Raw genomic sequence first — 16,427 nt, forward strand, 5'->3', positions numbered from 1 at the left:
GCCGCGCGGGGCGGCGCCCCCCCAACCCGTCGCGATCGCGTCGGCCGCCGCCGTCGCGCTCAAGGTGCCGCCAAAGGAATCCGGAGCCACGACCACTCGCACGGGGAGACCTTAACGGCCCGTAATGTGGAGGTCGTGAGGTTCCTGCGTCGCTCCACACCCGCCGCCGTCGTCGAGTCCGAGGCGACGGACACCGGGCACGGCCCGGCCGAGCCGACGCGCACCGTCGGCAAGGGCCGTCCCACGCCGAAGCGCCGCGAGGCCGAGAACAAGCGCCGCGGCCCGGCCCCGCCCCCGCCGCGCACCCAGCGCGAGGCCGCGCGGCTGGCCAAGGCCAACCGCCCGTCGAAGGAGCAGCGCCGCCAGGCCGCGATCGAGCGGCGCGAGCGGATGGCCGCGGGCGACGACCGCTACCTGCTGCCGCGCGACCGCGGGCCGGTGAAGGCCTACATCCGCGACCTCGTCGACTCGCGGCCGCACCTCATGGGCCTGTTCATGCCGCTGGCGATCCTGGTGGTGCTGTCGCTGCTCGTCCCGGTCCCCGCGGTGCAGCAGTACCTCAACCTGTTCACGCTCGTCGCGCTGTTCACGATGATCGCCGAGGGGATCTTCCTCGGGATCACGATCACGCGGAAGGCCCGGGCCAAGTTCCCGGACGCGAAGATCGGTGGACTCGGCACCGGCTGGTACGTCTTCACCCGCGCGAGCCAGCTGCGGCGCCTGCGCGTCCCGAAGCCGCGGGTACAGCGGGGCGCGAACCCCTGACGGTGCTCCCCATCCGCCGCCGCCAGCCCGCACCCGGATTGCAGCAAAGCCACTTTCACGCCATCTCATTGCAGGAAAGTGGCTTTGCTGCAATGTGGCGGCGGGGCTCGGCGGCGTGAACGCACGGCGCACGCTGGTGCTCGGCGGCACCCGGTCGGGTAAGTCCCGCTATGCCGAGGACCTGCTGCCCGCCGATGCCCCGGTGCGCTACCTCGCCACGGCCCGCCGCCGCGACGACGACCCCGAGTGGTCGGCGCGCATCGACGTCCACCGCGCGCGTCGTCCCGCCGGCTGGACGACGGTGGAGGGCGGCGACGTCGCGGCGCTCGTCCGCGCGGGCGGCGACCCGCTGCTGGTGGACGACCTCGCCACCTGGCTCACCGGCGTGCTCGACGACGCCGGCGCGTGGGAGTCGCCCGCCACCCCGCCCGCCGTCGACACCGCGGTGGCCGGGCTCGTGGACGCCGTGGCCGCCTGCCCGGGGCGGGTCGTCCTCGTCTCGGCCGAGGTCGGGCTGGGGGTCGTGCCCGCCACGCGCGCGGGCCGGCTGTTCCGCGACGAGCTCGGCGCGCTCAACGCGGCGCTCGCCGCCGTATGTGACGAGGTCCTGCTCCTGGTGGCCGGCCTACCACTACGCCTGAAGTGACACGCACCCCCGCGCCGCCCCGCCCGCCCGCGCCCGATGCCAGCAAGGTGGCGATACTGCCGTCCAGTGACAGCATTGCCACCTTACTGGCCCCTGACGTGTGACGCGGTGACGCACGGCCGCGGACCCGGCCGGCGGCGCGGCGGTCGCCCGCTGTAGGAAGAGCGCGTGGATCTGCCTGCGATCACCGCCCCGGACGTCGACGCCCGCCGCGCCGCCGTCGCCCGGCACGCCGAGCTCGCCGTCCCCGACGGCGCGCTGGGCCGCCTCGCGGAGCTGGGCTGCTGGCTCGCCGCGGTCCAGGGCGCCTGCCCGCCCCGCCCGCCGGCGCGCCCCCGCGTCGTCGTCGTGGCGGCCGACCACGGGATCGCCGAGGCGGGCGTGTCCGCGCACGCGGCCGGGACGACGTCGACCCAGGTCGCCGCCGTGCGCGAGCACACGGCACCGGTCGCCGTGCTGGCGCCGGTCGCCGGGCTGTCGGTGCGCGTGGTCGACGTCGCGCTGGACCACGACGCCGAGCCCACCGACCGCTACCGGGTGCGCCGCGGCAGCGGCCGGATCGACCGCGAGGACGCGCTGACCGCCGAGGAGGTCGACCGGGCCGTCGCCGTCGGCCGCGCGCTGGCCGACGAGGAGGTGGACGCCGGGGCCGACCTGCTCGTCCCGGCCGCCCTGGGTGTCGGGGCGACGACCCCGGCGTCGGTGCTCGTCTCCGCCCTGACCGGCGCCGAGCCGGTGGCCGTCGTCGGGCGTGGCAGCGGCATCGACGACAACGCGTGGATGCGCAAGGCCGCCGCCATCCGCGACGGGCTCCGCCGGGCCCGCCCGCACACCCGGGACCCGCTCGCCCTCCTGCGCGTCGCGGGCGGAGCCGACCTCGCCGTCCTCGCCGGGTTCTGCGTCCAGGCGGCCCTGCGCCGTACCCCGGTGCTGCTCGACGGGCTCGTGGTGGCCGCCGCCGCGCTGGTGGCCGACGAGATGGCCCCGGGCGCCCGCGACTGGTGGCTGCTCGCCCAGCGCTCCCCGGAACCGGCGATGGCGTTGGCCGTCGAACACCTGGACCTGGCGCCGGTGCTCGACCTCGGCGTCCGCCTCGGCGACGGGACGGGCGCGGCCGCCGTCGTCCCGCTGCTGCAGATGGCCGCCCGGCTGCTCGCCGAGACCGCGACGGCGGAGGACGGCCTGGCGGGGTGAGGGGCCTCGCGCTCGCGCTGAGCTGGCTCACGGTGCTCCCGGTGCGCACCGGGGCGCCGGACGCGGGCACGGCGGCGGGCGCGATTCGCTGGGCGCCGGTGGTGGGTGCGCTGCTCGGCGCCGCCGCGGGCGGGCTGCTGCTCGGGTTCGCCGCGTTGGGTCTCCCGCCGTTGGTGGCGGGCCTGCTCACCGTCGGGTTCCTCGGCGTGGCCACCCGGGGCATGCACCTGGACGGCCTCGCCGACACCGCCGACGGCCTGGGCTGCTACGGCCCGCCGGAACGCGCGCTCGCCGTGATGCGCGACGCCGGGGCGGGCCCGTTCGCGGTCGTGACGCTGCTCGTGGCGCTGGGCGCGCAGGCCGCGGCGCTGGCCGCGCTCGCCACCCGCCCGGCGCCCGCCGCCCTCGGTGCCGTCGTCCTGTCCTGCGCCGCCGGGCGCGCGGCGTTCGCCTGGATCTGCCGCCGCGGCGTCCCTGCCGCGCGGCCCGGCGGCCTCGGTGCGACCGTGGCCGGCTCGCAGCCGTGGTGGGTCGCCGCGGCGTGGTGGACGGCGCTCGCCGCCGCGGGGTTCGGGCTTGCGGGGGTCCGCGGTGTCGTCGCGATCGGGCTGGGAGCCGCGGTGGTCGGCGCCCTGTCCCGGCACACCGCGCGCCGGTTCGGCGGGATGAACGGCGACGTGCTCGGCGCGGCGAGCGAGCTGGCGACCACGGCCGCGCTGGTCGCGCTGTCGGCGGCCTGACGCCAGCAAGGTGGCAATACAATACTGTCACTGGACGGCAGTATTGCCACCTTGCTGGCACAATGGGCGCGGGTCAGGCCGGGACGAGCGTGTGCATCCAGGAGTGGGTGTCGGGGGCCGCGCCGCGCTGGATGTCGGTGAGCATGGCGCGCAGCTTCTTGGTGACGGGGCCGGGCTCGCCGCCGCCGATCGTCACCTCGCCCTCGTTGTGCTTCACCCGGCCGATCGGGGTGATCACGGCCGCGGTGCCGCAGCCGAACACCTCGCTGATCCGCCCGTCGGCGGCGCCCTCGAGCCACTCCTGGCCCGACACGCGCCGCTCGGTGACCTGGCAGCCCAGTTCCTTCGCGAGCACGAGCAGGGAGTCGCGGGTGATGCCGGCGAGGATGCTGCCGGTGAGCGACGGCGTGACGATCTCCGCGTCGTCGCCCGACCCGAAAACGAAGAACAGGTTGTTCGAGCCCATCTCGTCGATCCAGTGCCGCTCCTCGGCGTCGAGGTAGGCGACCTGGGCACAGCCGTTCGCGGCGCCCTGGGCCTGCGGCAGCAGCGACGCGGCGTAGTTGCCTCCGCACTTCGCGGTGCCGGTGCCGCCCAGTGCGGCGCGGGTGTAGTCGGTGGACAGCCACACGTCGACCGGCTTGATCCCGCCACTGAAGTACGGGCCGGCGGGCGAGGCGATCACCGCGTACAGGTACTCGGCCGACGGGCGCACGCCGAGGCCGACCTCGGTGGCGAGCATGAACGGCCGCAGGTAGAGCGAGTCCTCGCCGCCCGCCGCCGGCACCCACTCGTTGTCGACGGACACGAGCTCCCGCAGCGAGGCGAGGAACAGCTCGTCGGGCAGCTCCGCCATCGCCATCCGGGCGGCCGACGCGCGGAACCGGGCCGCGTTGGCGTCGGGGCGGAACGACGCGATCGACCCGTCGAGCCTGCGGTAGGCCTTGAGCCCCTCGAAGATCTCCTGGCCGTAGTGCAGGACCATCGTGGCCGGGTCGAGCGACAGCGGCCCGTACGGCTCCACCTTGGCGTCGTGCCAGCCCTCCTCCGCCGTCCACTTGATCGTCACCATGTGGTCGGTGAAGTACCGCCCGAAGCCCGGGTCGGCGACCATCTCGGCCCGCCGGTCGTCGGGGACCGGAGCGGGATGGGGAGTCCGTGAGAACTGCACGCTCATGGGTGGAGACGTTACTCGGTGGAACAACAGTCGGAAGTCCGACCAGTCGGGAGCCTCACCGCACGTGCGAGGGCACGAACGGCGGCTTCACGACGGTGCACTCCAGCTCGCGGCCGCGCACGTCCACGACCACGGTGTCGTCCAGGCCGACCCCGGAGGCGGTGTCCAACAGTGCGAGCGCGATGCCCACCTTCAGCGTCGGGGAGAACGTGCCCGACGTCGTCACGCCGACGCGCTCCCCGTCGCGCAGCACCGCCATGCCCGCCCGGGGAACGCCCCGGCCGGTGGCGCGCAGGCCGCGCAGCCGCCGCGCGGGCTTGGCCTCCCGCTCCGCGACGAGCGCGGCGCGCCCCCAGAACTCCGGCTTCGACCAGCCGACCGCCCAGCTGCTGCCCGCCTGGACGGGCGTGATCTCGGCGGACAGGTCCTGGCCGTGCAGCGGGTAGCCCATCTCGGTGCGCAGCGTGTCGCGGGCGGCCAGGCCGGCCGGGCGGCCACCCAGCGGCTCGGCGGCCGCGAGCAGCGCGTCCCACACCCGCGGGGCGTCATCGGCCGGGACGAGCAGCTCGTACCCGCGCTCGCCGGTGTAGCCGGTGCGGCACACGCGCACGTCGGCGACGTCGGCGAAGGCCATGTAGTCCATGCCCGCGAGATCGGCGGCGCCCGGCAGCACCGTCACGAGCACCTCGGGCGCCTTGGGGCCCTGCACGGCGAGCACCGCCAGGTCGCGGTGCCGGCCGGTGATCTCGACGCCCTCGGGCGCGGCGGCGCGCAGCAGCTGCGCCACCCGCTCGGCGTTGGCGGCGTTCGGCACGGCCAGCACCTCGTCCGGCCCCACCAGGTAGACGATGATGTCGTCGACGACGCCACCGTCCTCGGCGCAGCACAGCGTGTACTGCGCGTGGCCCGGGCCGATCTTGCCCAGGTCGGCGGTGAAGCAGCGGTTGACGAAGTCGGCCGCACCCGGCCCCGCGATCGTCAGCTTGCCGAGATGGCTCACGTCGAAGACACCGACGGCCTCGCGCACCGCGGTGTGCTCGGCGACCGTGCCGTCCGGATAGGACAGGGGCATCGACCAGCCGCCGAACGCGCCGAGGGTGGCTCCGAGCGCGGTGTGCCGGTCGTGCAGGGGGCTCGTGAGGAGGTCGTCCACGGGAGGGACCCTACTGACGTGCCTCACAGCGGCGCTTGAGCCCGTCGCCCTCCTGTGTGACGTAGCGGCGGATGAGCCCGCCGGCGAGCAGCCCGATCAGCCGCCCACCCGGCCCCTGCTGCACCAGCCGCAGCCGCAGCACGCTGCCCGTCCCGGCCCGTTCGACGTGGTGCTTGCCGACCGTGCGCACGCCCGGCGCCGTGGAGACCCAGGTGAACGAGCGGCCGGGCACGAGCTCGGCGACCTCCCACCGCGCCGCGGGCAGCCGGGGCTGGCGCACCAGTGCGGCGCTCCCGACCGCGAGCGGGCCCTCGTCGAGCCGCCGGACCTCGGTCATGGACGGCGTCGACTCCGGCCAGCGCTCGATGTCGATCAGCTCGGTCCAGACGACCGCGGGCTCGGCGTCGATCGACACGCTCCGCTCGAACTCCATGAGAACCTCCGACGTGCTGCACGTACCATTCGGTACATGTCGCGGGACACACTACTGGCCACCGTGCTCGACCACGTGACGAGCCACGGCATCGGGGACAGCAGCCTCCGTGACCTGGCCGCGGCGGCGGGCACGAGCCACCGGATGCTCATCTACCACTTCGGCTCCCGCGAGGGCCTGCTCGTAGCGATCACCCGGGCCGTCGAGCAGCGCCAGCGCGACCTGCTGGCCACACTCCTCGTCGAGCCCGACGCGGACCCCGCGGAGCAGGCGCGCCGGTTCTGGGCGCAGTTGACCGACCCCGCGCTGTGGCCGTCGCAGCGGCTGTTCTTCGAGCTGTACGGCCAGGCTCTGCAGGGCAGGCCGCACGCCGTGGCGCTGCTGGACGGGGTGGTGGACGACTGGCTGGAACCCCTCACCGAGCTGACCGTCAGCAGCGGCGTCCCGCCCGCCGAGGCGCGCGCACACGCCCGGCTGCGGCTCGCCGTCGCGCGCGGGCTGCTGCTGGACCTGCTCGCGACCGGCGACGTCGAGGGCGTGCGGGCGGCGGCAGAGGTGCACCTGGCGGCGTACACCCGACCGGCGAGGCGCAAATGAGGGCAGACGCCTCGCCCGGCTGACCATTCACCCGGATGCGGTGGGCGCGACCGAGACGCCGCCGCCGAGGTGGGCGTGGACCACGGAGACGACTGCGGGTGCATCTCGCTGATTGCCGGTAACGCAACGCACACGCTCGGCGACTTGTCGAGCATGATCCGGCGGTTCGTCCTCCAATCGGCCGCTTCGGCACTGCTCCTGCTGATGGCCGGTGCGTGTTCCGCGGAACCGGTCTCCGGCACCGTGCGACCGGCCGAGGTCACCGGTGCCGCGGCGGAACGGTCAACGTCCCCGCCTCGGCCGACCTCCCTCGCACCGGCCGCCCGGCAGGTCACCGTTCCCGACCTCACCGGCATGACAGGCGATCAGGCCAGCGCGGCGCTCGGCGCCGCCGGGGTCCTCGACGTCCGGTTCGCGCAGAACGACGCGCCCATGTCCAGCCAGGTGACGGGCCAGAGCCCGAGGCCTGGCGTTCGGCAGCGAGCAGGCGACCCCGTCCACGTCACGCTGGCGCCGCCGCCGCCCGAACCGCACCGCAGCATCACCGGCCGGGAGTGGCAGACGATTGCAAAGGACCCCGACTCGCACCGGGGCGAGCGGATCATCGTCTTCGGCAGGGTCACACAGTTCGACACCGCGACGGGGACGAGCGTCTTCCGGGCGTCCGTCGACGGGGTTCAGCACGACCGGATCTACGACTACGAGACCAACACGGTGCTCAGCGGCACCACCGAGGGACTGCGCGACATCGTCGTCGATGACCTGTTCAGAGCAGAGGTCACCGTGGGTGGAACCCTCTCGTACGACACGACGATCGGGGGAAGCACGACAGTCCCGGTGCTGCAGATCGACGCGATCACCCGGATCGGGTGAGCGACCGCTGCACCGATGCTGGTGGGGCGGTTGAAGATGGCCGTGGGCAGGGCCGGGCGCGGCGGCGCTTCGGTCGGGGCTGTCCGTTCTCAGCCGCGGGCCCGCGCGTGCATGGTGCAGATCCCCCACCCGACCGCGAGCGCGGCCGCCGTGATCAGCACCTGCTGCAGCGGCAGCAGCACGGCGAGCCCGAGGCACAGCAGCAGCCCGAGGCACGAGGTCCACGCGGGCCAGCGCCGCTGGGCGGCCGGCAGGCGGAGGGCCGCGACGTTGATCACCGCGTAGTAGACGAGCACGGAGCACGCCGAGAGCGCGATCGCCGCGATCGGCCCGGCGAGGGTCGCGAGGACGACGGCGACGACCCCGCCCGCGAGGTCGGCGCGCCACGGCGTGCCCCGCGGGCCGATGGCGGCGAGGGCGGCGGGCAGTTCGTGCCGGCGGGCCATCGCGAGGGTCGTGCGGCTCACGCCGACGAGGACCGACAGCAGCGCCGAGCCCGCCGCAACCGCTGCACCGACGCGGACGAGCACGCCGAAGGCACTGGTGTCCCCGCTGTCGACGAGCGCAACGAGCGGCGCGGGCTCGGTGGCGAGCCGGTCGGCGCCGAGCCCGACCAGCAGGGCCGTGGCCACGAGGAGGTAGGTGACCAGCGCGATCCCGAGCGCCGTGACGATCGCCCTGCGCAGCGTCCGGCCCGGGTCGCGGACCTCCTCGCCGAGGGTGGCGATCCGGGCGTACCCCGCGAAGGCGAAGAACACGAGCCCGGCCGCGGTGAGCACGCCGAGCGGGCCGCTGCGCATCGGCACCGTCTCCACCTCGGGCGTCGCCGCCGAGGCGACCTCCTCCGCCCCGCTCGGGCCGAGCAGCCCCACCACTATCACGACGAGCAGCACGGCGAGCGTGCCGCCGACCAGCGTGTACGCGCCACGGGCCGTCCACCGCACGCCGGCGACGTTCAGCACGGTGACGACGACGATCGCCAGTATCGCGGCGGGCAGCGGCTGCACCTGGAGCACGTAGCCGCCGAAGACGCCGGCGGCCGCCGCGGCCGACGCGGACTTCCCGACGAGGAAGGCCACCCCGGCGAGCCGCCCGGCCGCAGGCGAGAGCCGCTCGCGCCCGTAGACGAAGCCACCGCCGCTCTCCGGGTGGGCGACGGCGAGGTCGGCGGTGGAGGCCGCGTTGCAGGCGGCGACGATCCCCGCGATGACGACGGCGAGCAGCAGCCACGGCCCGGCGGCAGCCGCGGCCGGCGCCCACACGGCGAACACCCCGGTGCCGAGCATGGCCGCCAGCCCCAACACGACGGCATCGGCCGTGCCGAGCCTGCGCTGCACGCTGGAGGACATGGCGCACACCCTCGCATCCGGGCCTGCCGGATCCGACGGCACGCCGGTGTCATTAACATCTCGAAGCGATCTCGCCGCGGGAGAACCGGATCCGGGCCCGGGGCAACGGAACCGACCCACCGGGAGGAATGCGCCTTGACGTCCACGGACCTCTACATCGCCGAGGGTTCACCCGCCACCGCCGAAGCCGACGCCGTCGTGATCGGGGTGCTGCCGCCGTCCCAGGGCGGGGACGCGCCGCGGCTCGCGCCGGGGGCCGACGAGGTCGCCGCCGCGTTCGACGGCGACGCCGGCCTCATCGGGCTGCTCGCCGTCGCCGGCGCCACGGGCAAGGCCGACGAGGTCGTCAAGGTGCCCACGCGCGGCTCGCTCACGGCGCCGCTTCTCGTGGCGGTCGGCATGGGCAAGCCGGACGCGGACGGGGCGCCGGCCGCGGAGCAGGTCCGGCGGGCCGCGGGCGCCGCTGCGCGCGCACTGACCGGCATCGGGCACGCGCTGAGCACGCTCGGCCGGGTCGACCTCGCCGCGGCGGCCGAGGGCACGCTGCTCGGCGCGTACTCGTTCACCGCCTACCGCACGAACGGCAACGGCAAGGCCCCCGTCGGCCGGGTCGGCCTGGTGGCCGACGGCGCGGACGCCGAGGCGACCCTCCGCACGGCCGCGGCGATCGGCCGGGCCGTGTGCACCGCGCGCGACCTCGTCAACACGCCGCCGAACGACCTGTTCCCCGAGTCCTTCGCGGCCCGGGCGCGGGAGCTGGCCGAGGCCGCGGGCCTCGAGGTCGAGGTGCTCGACGACGAGGCGCTGGCCGCGGGCGGGTTCGGCGGCGTGCTCGGCGTGGGCCAGGGCTCGTCCCGCAAGCCACGGCTGGTCCGGCTCCGGTATGCGGGTGGGTCGGCGCCGCGGGCGAAGGTGGCGCTGGTCGGCAAGGGCATCACGTTCGACACCGGCGGCATCTCGATCAAGCCGGCGGCGAACATGGACCACATGACCTCCGACATGGGGGGCGCGGCGGCGGTCATCGCGACCACGGTGCTCGCCGCGCAGCTGGAGCTGCCGGTGGCCGTGACCGCGACCGTGCCGATGGCCGAGAACATGCCCAGCGCCACGGCCTACCGTCCCGGCGATGTGCTGCGCATGTACGGCGGCAAGACCGTCGAGGTGCTCAACACCGACGCCGAGGGCCGGCTGATCCTCGCCGACGCGATCACCCGCGCCGCCGAGGACGACCCCGACTACCTCGTCGAGACCTCCACCCTCACGGGCGCCCAGCAGGTGGCGCTCGGCCTGCGCACCGCCGGCGTGATGGGCAGCGACGAGTTCCGCGACCGGGTGGCCGCGCACGCCCGCGCCACCGGCGAGGACGGCTGGGCGATGCCGCTGCCCGAGCACATGCGCGGCGAGCTGGACTCGCGGATCGCCGACATCGCCAACGTCACCGGCGCCCGCTGGGGCGGCATGCTCGTGGCCGGGACGTTCCTGCGCGAGTTCGTGCCGGACGGCCTGCCGTGGGCGCACATCGACATCGCCGGCCCGAGCTTCCACTCCGGTGGGCCGTACGGCTACACGCACAAGGGCGGCACGGGCGTGCCGGTCCGCACGATGTTCGCGGTGCTGGCCGACATCGCCGAGAACGGCTGACCACCCGGTCGGCCCCTGACCGCGCGCCACCGACCCGCCGGCCCACGCACCCCTTCTCCGCTCACGCACCCCGTCGACGGGGCGCATGCGCCGACACGGGGTGCACGGGCGACACGGGGTGCACGGGCGACACGGGGTGCACGGACGGACACGGGGTGCGTGGACGGACACGGGGTGCGTGAGCCGAGCCCTACCGCTCCAGGTCGCGGCGGCGGTCCCGCTCCCGCAGGATCCGCTGCCGGGCGTCGTGGTCGCGCATGCGCTGCGGGTAGCCGAGCAGCTCGACGTCGTAGATCGGGATCTTCAGCGACCGGGCCAGCCTGCGCGCCCGGTCCGGCGACTGCACGCGCCTGCGGGTCCACTCGCCCACGGCGTCGACCAGCAGCACCGTGGTCTCCGTGACCGCGGTGCGCGGCTCGACGAACGCCTCCACGCCATCGTGTGCGGCGGCCCAGGAGCGCAGGTGCGCCTCGTCCGCGCCGTCGCCGGTACGGGACGCCCCGCGGCGCCGCCTCCGCAATCTGCCGAGCAGGTCCATCGCGACCCACCTCCTGCCCGGCCAACGCGCGGCCGCGCCGATTTTCTCCCGGGCGCACCAGCCGCCGCGCGCACGGAGCGCGGATGACAAGATGGGAACCGCGACGTCACATGTCGCTGTCAGACGCACTGCGCCGGCCTATCGGTTGAGGGAGTACAGAGTGCCCGAGCACAACGCGGACCTGGTCGTTCTCGGCGGTGGATCGGGCGGGTACGCCTGTGCGCTGCGCGCGGCCGAGCTCGGCATGTCCGTCGTGCTGGTGGAGCGCGACAAGCTCGGTGGCACCTGCCTGCACTGGGGCTGCATCCCCACCAAGGCCCTCCTGCACGCCGCCGAGGTGGCCGACTCGGCGCGCGAGGGCGAGAAGATCGGTGTGCAGAGCTCGCTGGCCGGGATCGACATGGCCGGGGTCAACACCTACAAGGACGGCGTCGTCTCCAGGCTCTACAAGGGACTGCAGGGGCTCGTGAAGTCCCGCAAGATCACCTTGGTGGAGGGCACGGGTCGCTTCGAGGGCCCGAACGCGGTCGTGGTGGGCGAGGACCGCTACGTCGGCAAGAAGGTCGTGCTCGCCACCGGCAGCTACTCCAAGTCCCTTCCCGGCCTGGACATCGGCGGCCGGGTCATCACCAGCAACGAGGCGATCCGCCTCGACCACGTGCCCGATCGGGTCGTGGTGCTCGGCGGCGGCGTGATCGGCGTCGAGTTCGCGAGCGTGTTCAAGAGCTTCGGTGCCGAGGTCACGGTCGTCGAGGCGCTCCCCCGCCTGGTCCCCAACGAGGACGAGTTCGCCTCGAAACTGCTCGAGCGCGCGTTCCGCCGGCGCAAGATCACCTTTAAGACCGGCGTGAAGTTCACGGGGGCCAAGCAGACCGACGACAACGTCACCGTCTCGCTGGAGTCCGGCGAGGAGATCGAGGCCGACCTGCTGCTGGTCGCCGTCGGCCGCGGCCCGAACACCGCCAACGCCGGTTTCGAGGAGGCCGGCGTGGCGATGGAGCGCGGGTTCGTCCTCGCCGACGAGCGGCTGCGCACCAACCTCGAGAACGTCTACGCCCTCGGCGACATCGTCCCCGGCCTGCAGCTGGCCCACCGCGGCTTCCAGCAGGGCATCTTCGTGGCCGAGGACATCGCGGGCCTCAACCCGCCGGTGATCGACGAGGCGGGCATCCCGCGCGTCACCTACTGCGAACCGGAGGTGGCCTCCGTGGGTCTCACCGAGGCGCAGGCCCGCGAGAAGCACGGGGAGATCCAGACGCTCACCTACGACCTCGGCGGCAACGGCAAGAGCCAGATCCTGCAGACCCAGGGCGCCATCAAACTGATCAAGGCGGGCGCCGAGGGGACGCAGGGGCCGGTCGTCGGCATCCACATGGTCGGCGCCCGCGTCGGCGAGCTCATCGGCGAGGCCCAGCTCGTCTACAACTGGGACGCGCAGGCCGAGGACGTGGCCGCGCTCGTCCACGCCCACCCCACCCAGAACGAGGCGTTCGGCGAGGCGCACCTGGCTCTCGCCGGCAAGCCGCTGCACAGCCACAGCTGAGAGACCGGTTTGTCACCGGCCGAACCCCCGATCGCGTAGGAAGAGGAGCTCCGACCCGCCATGGCCTTCTCCGTCCAGATGCCCGCCCTCGGTGAGAGTGTCACCGAGGGCACCGTCACCCGATGGCTCAAGCAGGAGGGGGACCGGGTCGAGGTCGACGAGCCGCTGCTCGAGGTCTCCACCGACAAGGTCGACACCGAGATCCCCTCGCCCGCGGCAGGTGTGCTGCAGCGGATCGTCGCAGGCGAGGACGAGACCGTCGAGGTCGGCGGCGAGCTGGCCGTGATCGGCGACGCCGACGAGGCGCCCGCCGACTCCGGCGACGCCACGCCTGCCCCGGCCGGGGGCGAGACGCCCGCCGAGGACGCCGTCGAGGCGCCCGCGGAGGAGGAGCCCGCCGAGAAGACGCCCGAGGCACCGCCGAACCAGGCGAACGCCGCGAGTGGTGGCGACGAGCCCGCCGAGAAGCCGAAGGCCGCCACCGGGTCCACCGACTCCGGCACCGCCGTCCGCATGCCGGAGCTCGGCGAGAGCGTCACCGAGGGCACCGTCACCCGCTGGCTCAAGCAGGTCGGTGACGAGGTCGCCGTCGACGAGCCGCTGCTGGAGATCTCCACCGACAAGGTCGACACGGAGATCCCGTCGCCCGTGGCGGGCACGCTGCTGGAGATCACCGCGAGCGAGGACGAGACGGTCGAGGTGGGCGCCCAGCTCGCCGTGATCGGTGACGCGTCGGCCGCGCCGTCGGGTGGCTCGGACGCCCCCGCAGAGGAGGCCCCGTCCGCCGAGGAGCGCCCCGCGGAGCAGCCCGCCGCCGAGCAGCCCTCGGGGAACGGCTCGGCCGCCCCGCAGCAGGCCGAGACGGCGGAGAAGACCGAGAAGGCGGAGGAGCAGGCCGAGCGGGCCGAGCGCCCGTCCGAGCAGCCCGAGCGGCCGGAGTCCGACGGCGGCACGAGCGCCCCGTACGTCACCCCGCTGGTGCGCAAGCTGGCCGCCGAGCACGGTGTCGACCTCTCGTCGATCAAGGGCTCGGGCGTCGGTGGGCGGATCCGCAAGCAGGACGTGCTGGCCGCGGCCGAGGCCGCGAAGCCGGCCGCCGAGCCCACCCCGGAGCCCGCCGCCGCCCCGGCCGCCGCGGGCGCCCCGTCGGCCCCGTCCGGCCCGGCCCGTCAGGTGCCGAAGCCGCGGGAGGGCGGCCCGCAGCCGGGCTCCACGGTGAAGATGCCGCGCCTGCGGCAGGTGATCGCGCAGCGGATGAGCGAGTCGCTGAAGATCTCGGCGCAGCTCACCACCGTGCAGGAGATCGACGTCACGCGCATCGCCAAGCTGCGGGCCCGCGCGAAGGCGGAGTTCGAGCGGCGCGAGGGCGTCAAGCTGACCTACCTGCCGTTCTTCGCGAAGGCCACGGTCGAGGCGCTCAAGGCATTCCCGCAGGTCAACGCGTCGATCAACGAGGAGACCAAGGAGGTCACCTACCACGACGCCGTGCACCTGGCGATCGCGGTGGACACCCCGCGCGGGCTCCTCGTCCCGGTGATCAAGAACGCCGAGGACCTCAACATCGCGGGGCTCGCCAGGCGGATCGCCGACGTGGCGGCCCGCACCCGCGACAACAAGATCGGCCCGGACGAGCTGTCGGGCGGCACGTTCACGATCACCAACATCGGCAGCGCCGGTGCGCTGTTCGACACGCCGATCATCAACCAGCCGCAGGTGGCGATCCTCGGCACCGGTGCGATCAGCAAGCAGGCCGCGGTGATCACCGGTCCGGACGGCGAGGACGTCATCGCGATCCGCTCGATGTGTTTCCTGCCGCTGACCTACGACCACCGTCTGGTCGACGGCGCCGACGCCGGCCGGTTCCTCAGCGCGATCCGGCTGCGGTTGGAGGAGGGCGCCTTCGAGGCCGACCTCGGTCTCTGACGCTCGAGGGGTCCTGACGGGCGCGCGGGTCGGGGTACCCGACTCGCGCGCCCGGCCCGGTTCCGAGAGGATCATGGGGTGCGCGTCGTCGTCGCCGGGTCGTCCGGCCTGATCGGAACCGCCCTCGTGGCCCATCTGCGCGAAGCGGGCCACGAGGTCCGGCGTCTTGTCCGGAGGGCACCCGCCGCCCCGGACGAGCGGGGCTGGGACCCTCCCGCCGGGCGTGTCGACGACGGCACGTTCGACGGCGTCGACGCCGTGGTCAACCTGGGCGGCGTCGGGATCGGCGACCGGCCCTGGAGTGGGGCCCGGCGGCAGATGGTGCGCGACAGCCGCAACGTCCCCACGGAGGTGCTCGCCACCGCCGTGGCCGACCACCGGGTTCCCGCGTTTCTCTCCGCCTCCGCGGTGGGCTACTACGGCGACACCGGCGGTCGCGCGGTGGACGAGAGCGCCCCGTCCGGCACCGGTTTCCTGGCCGAGGTCTGCCGCGACTGGGAGGCCGCCACCCGGAAGGCGCAGGATGCGGGTGCGCGGGTCGCCCTGTTGCGCAGCGGGGTGGTGCTCTCCCCCGCAGGCGGGCTGCTGGGCAGGCTCCGGCCGCTGTTCGCCGCGTTCCTGGGCGCCCGGCTGGGCAGCGGCCGGCAGTACCTGTCCTGGATCTCGCTGGACGACGAGGTCGGCGCCATTCGCTACGTGCTGGAGCACCCCGAGCTCGCCGGCCCGGTGAACCTGACCGCGCCCACCCCAGTCACGAACGCCGAGTTCACGAAGGCGCTGGCGAGCGCGGTGGGCAGGCCCGCCCCGTTCCTCGCCGTCCCGGAGTTCGCCCTCCAGCGCACGCTCGGCGCGATGGGCGAGGAGATGCTCCTCTACGGCCAGCGGGCCGTGCCGGCGAAACTGCAGGCCGCCGGGTACCCGTTCCGGCACATCGGCTTGGGAGAGGCGCTCTCCGCCGCCGTCGGCCGCTGAGGGCGACCCGTCGTTCCGGCCGCTGCCGGGATCAGTGTCGCCGCGCCGCGGCCGGACCCGGACGCCGCGGGCCGGACCGGTGCTGACCGGACCGGCGGCCCGGGCGTAGCGTGGCGACCATGGGAACGTCGCCCTCCGTCCGCTCCTGCCGCCGGTCCGCCGAACCCCTGCACGTCGATCGGGCGGGTGTCGTCGACTACCTCGCCGCGTGGGACGCCCAGCGCGCCCACGCCGACGCCCGGCGCGAGGGCCGCGGACCCGACGTCCTCATGGTGCTCGAGCACCCGCCGGTCTACACCGCGGGCAAGCGCACGCAGCCGTCCGACCGCCCCACCGACGGCACCCCGGTGATCGACGTCGACCGCGGCGGCCGGATCACGTGGCACGGCCCGGGCCAGCTCGTCGGCTACCCGATCGTCGCGCTCGCCGAGCCGCTCGACGTGGTCGACTTCGTCCGCCGGCTGGAGGAGGCGCTGATCCGGGTGGTGCACGACCTCGGCGTCACGCAGGCGGGCCGAGTGGACGGCCGCAGCGGCGTGTGGCTGCCCGCCGACGAGCGCGGTCCCGAGCGCAAGATCGCCGCGATCGGGGTGCGCGTGCAGGGCGGCGTCACGCTGCACGGGTTCGCCCTCAACTGCGACCCCGACCTCGCGGCCTACGACCGGATCGTCCCGTGCGGGATCACCGACGCCGGGGTCACGTCGCTCGCCGCCGAGCTGGGCCGGCCGGTGCCGGTCGCCGAGGTGCTGGAGGCGGCGGCCGCGGCCGTCACCGCCGCGCTCGACGGGACGCTGCCGGTGGCCGAGCACGTCGTCGCGCGGGCGGCGGCGCCCGCCGGCCTGGACCTGCAGCTGCACCCGGCCCTGCGCTGACCACCGGTCCC

The 16,427-nt window shown here is 74.6% G+C and carries 17 protein-coding genes; 11 read left to right on the plus strand and 6 right to left on the minus strand.

The window, feature by feature from the left end; translation table 11 throughout:
• Positions 1-102: glycerate kinase (locus tag KME75_RS44025; protein ID WP_219418691.1), on the minus strand; the 102-nt coding region annotated here is incomplete at its 3' end.
• Between the two features lie 33 nt (positions 103-135).
• Here KME75_RS44025 and KME75_RS32015 point away from each other — a divergent pair.
• The 4 genes from KME75_RS32015 (at position 136) to KME75_RS32030 (ending at position 3,345) form a co-directional block, all read left to right on the plus strand.
• Complete coding sequence (locus KME75_RS32015) at positions 136-765, plus strand: DUF3043 domain-containing protein (RefSeq protein ID WP_219418675.1); 630 nt, start codon at positions 136-138, stop codon at positions 763-765.
• A 115-nt stretch (positions 766-880) separates the two neighbouring features.
• Positions 881-1,411 carry a bifunctional adenosylcobinamide kinase/adenosylcobinamide-phosphate guanylyltransferase gene (locus tag KME75_RS32020; RefSeq protein ID WP_219418676.1) on the plus strand — a complete coding sequence of 177 codons (531 nt, stop codon included), beginning with the start codon at positions 881-883 and terminating at the stop codon, positions 1,409-1,411.
• A gap of 168 nt (positions 1,412-1,579) precedes the next feature.
• Positions 1,580-2,605: a nicotinate-nucleotide--dimethylbenzimidazole phosphoribosyltransferase gene (cobT, locus tag KME75_RS32025; RefSeq protein WP_219418677.1), complete on the plus strand. Its 1,026-nt coding sequence runs from the start codon at positions 1,580-1,582 to the stop codon at positions 2,603-2,605.
• Positions 2,602-3,345 (plus strand): adenosylcobinamide-GDP ribazoletransferase, encoded by a 744-nt coding sequence (locus KME75_RS32030; protein WP_219418678.1) that lies wholly within the window; start codon positions 2,602-2,604, stop codon positions 3,343-3,345. Before cobT ends, KME75_RS32030 begins: the two co-directional genes overlap by 4 nt.
• A gap of 73 nt (positions 3,346-3,418) precedes the next feature.
• Here KME75_RS32030 and KME75_RS32035 read toward each other — a convergent pair whose 3' ends face one another.
• From KME75_RS32035 to KME75_RS32045, 3 genes are read right to left on the minus strand one after another with little or no spacing between them, the layout of a single operon-like run.
• The gene (locus tag KME75_RS32035) at positions 3,419-4,522 is read right to left on the minus strand and encodes a branched-chain amino acid aminotransferase (RefSeq protein WP_219418679.1); all 1,104 of its coding nucleotides are present in this window, start codon (positions 4,520-4,522) and stop codon (positions 3,419-3,421) included.
• A 55-nt stretch (positions 4,523-4,577) separates the two neighbouring features.
• Complete coding sequence (gcvT, locus tag KME75_RS32040; RefSeq protein ID WP_308283278.1) at positions 4,578-5,675, minus strand: glycine cleavage system aminomethyltransferase GcvT; 1,098 nt, start codon at positions 5,673-5,675, stop codon at positions 4,578-4,580.
• 10 nt (positions 5,676-5,685) lie between these two features.
• The gene (locus tag KME75_RS32045; protein WP_219418681.1) at positions 5,686-6,108 is read right to left on the minus strand and encodes an SRPBCC family protein; all 423 of its coding nucleotides are present in this window, start codon (positions 6,106-6,108) and stop codon (positions 5,686-5,688) included.
• Positions 6,109-6,144: 36 nt separating this feature from the next.
• Here KME75_RS32045 and KME75_RS32050 point away from each other — a divergent pair, with 36 nt between their 5' ends.
• Entirely contained in the window at positions 6,145-6,705 is a 561-nt protein-coding gene (locus tag KME75_RS32050; protein ID WP_219418682.1) for a TetR/AcrR family transcriptional regulator, read from the plus strand.
• 153 nt (positions 6,706-6,858) lie between these two features.
• Positions 6,859-7,578, plus strand: coding sequence for a PASTA domain-containing protein (locus tag KME75_RS32055; RefSeq protein WP_246633257.1), 720 nt, complete (start codon positions 6,859-6,861; stop codon positions 7,576-7,578).
• 89 nt (positions 7,579-7,667) lie between these two features.
• Here KME75_RS32055 and KME75_RS32060 read toward each other — a convergent pair whose 3' ends face one another.
• On the minus strand, positions 7,668-8,927 hold the full coding sequence (locus KME75_RS32060) for an APC family permease (protein WP_219418684.1): 1,260 nt from the start codon (positions 8,925-8,927) through the stop codon (positions 7,668-7,670).
• 135 nt (positions 8,928-9,062) lie between these two features.
• Between KME75_RS32060 and KME75_RS32065 the strand changes: the two genes are divergently transcribed.
• Positions 9,063-10,568: a leucyl aminopeptidase gene (locus KME75_RS32065; protein WP_219418685.1), complete on the plus strand. Its 1,506-nt coding sequence runs from the start codon at positions 9,063-9,065 to the stop codon at positions 10,566-10,568.
• A gap of 190 nt (positions 10,569-10,758) precedes the next feature.
• Here KME75_RS32065 and KME75_RS32070 read toward each other — a convergent pair whose 3' ends face one another.
• Positions 10,759-11,106, minus strand: a complete 348-nt coding sequence (locus KME75_RS32070) for an oxidoreductase (protein ID WP_219418686.1) — start codon at positions 11,104-11,106, stop codon at positions 10,759-10,761.
• Between the two features lie 160 nt (positions 11,107-11,266).
• On the opposite strand from KME75_RS32070, the gene lpdA reads away from it, so the two are divergent.
• The 4 genes from lpdA to lipB all read left to right on the plus strand — a co-directional run bounded on the left by lpdA (position 11,267) and on the right by lipB (position 16,416).
• On the plus strand, positions 11,267-12,649 hold the full coding sequence (gene lpdA / locus KME75_RS32075) for a dihydrolipoyl dehydrogenase (protein WP_219418687.1): 1,383 nt from the start codon (positions 11,267-11,269) through the stop codon (positions 12,647-12,649).
• Between the two features lie 60 nt (positions 12,650-12,709).
• The gene (gene sucB / locus KME75_RS32080) at positions 12,710-14,572 is read left to right on the plus strand and encodes a 2-oxoglutarate dehydrogenase, E2 component, dihydrolipoamide succinyltransferase (protein WP_219418688.1); all 1,863 of its coding nucleotides are present in this window, start codon (positions 12,710-12,712) and stop codon (positions 14,570-14,572) included.
• A gap of 78 nt (positions 14,573-14,650) precedes the next feature.
• The gene (locus KME75_RS32085) at positions 14,651-15,544 is read left to right on the plus strand and encodes a TIGR01777 family oxidoreductase (protein ID WP_219418689.1); all 894 of its coding nucleotides are present in this window, start codon (positions 14,651-14,653) and stop codon (positions 15,542-15,544) included.
• Positions 15,545-15,663: 119 nt separating this feature from the next.
• Positions 15,664-16,416 carry a lipoyl(octanoyl) transferase LipB gene (lipB, locus tag KME75_RS32090; RefSeq protein ID WP_219418690.1) on the plus strand — a complete coding sequence of 251 codons (753 nt, stop codon included), beginning with the start codon at positions 15,664-15,666 and terminating at the stop codon, positions 16,414-16,416.
• Positions 16,417-16,427: the final 11 nt, after the last annotated feature.

The sequence above is a fragment of the Pseudonocardia nigra genome (genome assembly GCF_019396355.1).
GTDB lineage: Bacteria > Actinomycetota > Actinomycetes > Mycobacteriales > Pseudonocardiaceae > Pseudonocardia > Pseudonocardia nigra.

Bases quoted from the DNA above. Each gene is read 5' to 3' on its own strand.
- KME75_RS32055 (WP_246633257.1), top strand. From the start codon at position 6,859: ATGATCCGGCGGTTCGTCCTCCAATCGGCCGCTTCGGCACTGCTCCTG.
- KME75_RS32070 (WP_219418686.1), bottom strand. From the start codon at position 11,106: ATGGACCTGCTCGGCAGATTGCGGAGGCGGCGCCGCGGGGCGTCCCGT.
- KME75_RS32035 (WP_219418679.1), bottom strand. From the start codon at position 4,522: ATGAGCGTGCAGTTCTCACGGACTCCCCATCCCGCTCCGGTCCCCGAC.
- KME75_RS32045 (WP_219418681.1), bottom strand. From the start codon at position 6,108: ATGGAGTTCGAGCGGAGCGTGTCGATCGACGCCGAGCCCGCGGTCGTC.
- KME75_RS32050 (WP_219418682.1), top strand. From the start codon at position 6,145: ATGTCGCGGGACACACTACTGGCCACCGTGCTCGACCACGTGACGAGC.
- KME75_RS32060 (WP_219418684.1), bottom strand. From the start codon at position 8,927: ATGTCCTCCAGCGTGCAGCGCAGGCTCGGCACGGCCGATGCCGTCGTG.
- sucB (WP_219418688.1), top strand. From the start codon at position 12,710: ATGGCCTTCTCCGTCCAGATGCCCGCCCTCGGTGAGAGTGTCACCGAG.
- lipB (WP_219418690.1), top strand. From the start codon at position 15,664: ATGGGAACGTCGCCCTCCGTCCGCTCCTGCCGCCGGTCCGCCGAACCC.